This window comes from Paenibacillus sp. S28, assembly GCF_016624415.1.
Classification (GTDB): domain Bacteria; phylum Bacillota; class Bacilli; order Paenibacillales; family Paenibacillaceae; genus Paenibacillus_AQ; species Paenibacillus_AQ favisporus.
On sequence record NZ_JACVTM010000039.1, the window covers coordinates 1 to 1620 of the forward strand.

Consider the following 1620-nt stretch of genomic DNA (forward strand, 5'->3'; position numbering starts at 1 on the left):
TAATATTATTAGGGTAGCGGATAAGAAACGGAGTTTGCAATTTAGTTGAATCCATGAATAAGGAACTGGAACAAAGTTAATTAATCATATAAGACCGGATTATAATGTGACTACAGGCTGCTTGAAGGCTGGAGAAATGCTAAAGCCACTCTCTCTAAAATAAGAAGTGGCTTTTTGCTGATGAAAAATAACACTCATTATTCGTTGTCGAATGCTTGCAGAAGTAAAAAAACGACCGTTTCTCAGTGGAGTACCGAGAACAGTCGCAATGTCATGGTGGCAATGTAATTCGTCCATGAAATCAGTTAAGCCTTGCTTTACAAAATATAACTTTGAATTTTGGGAAATTACCTCTGAGATATTAAACTGCTAAGCCAATCTTGAAAATGTGTCGTTGTAATGCGCGCACTTTGCTCATCTGGTACGAGAGATTGATCATTTACCTCTACGGATCCGTAATATAGCGCGTTTTTGTCTGTGACCACCTGCCGCGGATCTTGAATGGCGCTCAAGTATTGCCGAATGAGTTCATCCATACGGAACTGATCCGGACCAGCCACATCTACAATGCCATTCACGGGCGTTCCAAGTGTGAAGTCAACCAGCGCGGCGGCGATATCATCCGAAACGATAGGCTGCATCAGGGCAGGAGGCAAACGAACGATGTCTCCTTCGGTGGCCACATCGGCAATACCGCCGAGGAATTCGAAGAACTGCGTCGCGCGGACGATCGTATAGGGAATCTTGGAATCCTGGATCAGCTCTTCTTGAGCCATTTTCGCACGAAAATATCCACTTTGAAGAAGTCGCTCGGTACCAACGACCGACAATGCAACATGGTGTCCCACGCCAGCAGCTGACTCGGCGGCAAGGAGATTGCGTGTGGATGTCTCGAAAAACTCCAAAACTGCCTTATCCTCGAACGAAGGCGAGTTCGAAACGTCTACAACGACCTCAGCAGCATGAAGTGCTTCTGCTAGTCCCTCACCTGTGAGGGTATTTACACCCAAAGAACGCGAAGCCGCTGCTACTTCATGGCCGAGAACCTCTAGGTTATTCACGAGTTTGGCTCCAATTAGCCCACTGCCGCCAATGACTACAATCTTCATGTTGACCCTCCTAATTAGTTACCCATCTATGGGGTTTGTTTGCCTTTCATATATATGACAACACACCAATGAATTCTGTGACAGTCACGCCCTCCAATGTTTTCTTATGCTGCCGATGAACCACAAGATCAGTGGTATTCCTAAGTAAACCATCGGGTAAAAGAAGGAGACGAGAAGCGTGCTTCTAAGCGTATTCGAGATCCGGATATTGTGGGAACTATAGAGTACGTAAGCCAGCCAAATCACCGTGATGACGCAGCCGATCCGCTTCCAATTTTTAAAGCCGGTCCATTCCGACAACCCGTAACTTAGGATGAACAAGCATACCGATACTTTAATGAAGGCACCGATAATCCAGAGGGGGATGAAAATAGCATCGATATTCTGAACAAAATTCAGAATGGAGACATACTTCGTAAGCGAGTATATGGGAACAACCAGTTCGGCTGCAATGCTTGGTCCGGTCACGAAAAGAACAACCAGCGTGGCTATGACGCCCCATAGCATTGAA

The 1620-nt window shown here is 45.9% G+C and carries 2 protein-coding genes; both read right to left on the reverse strand.

Features of this window, described 5'->3' with window-relative positions; all coding sequences use genetic code 11:
* Positions 1-347 precede the first annotated feature (347 nt).
* Complete coding sequence (locus tag IAE55_RS33510; RefSeq protein ID WP_200634968.1) at positions 348-1109, reverse strand: SDR family oxidoreductase; 762 nt, start codon at positions 1107-1109, stop codon at positions 348-350.
* Positions 1110-1193: 84 nt separating this feature from the next.
* Positions 1194-1620, reverse strand: a 427-nt coding sequence (locus IAE55_RS33515) for a GerAB/ArcD/ProY family transporter (protein ID WP_200634969.1), incomplete at its 5' end; no start/stop codon positions are given.

Bases quoted from the DNA above. Each gene is read 5' to 3' on its own strand.
- IAE55_RS33510 (WP_200634968.1), bottom strand. From the start codon at position 1,109: ATGAAGATTGTAGTCATTGGCGGCAGTGGGCTAATTGGAGCCAAACTC.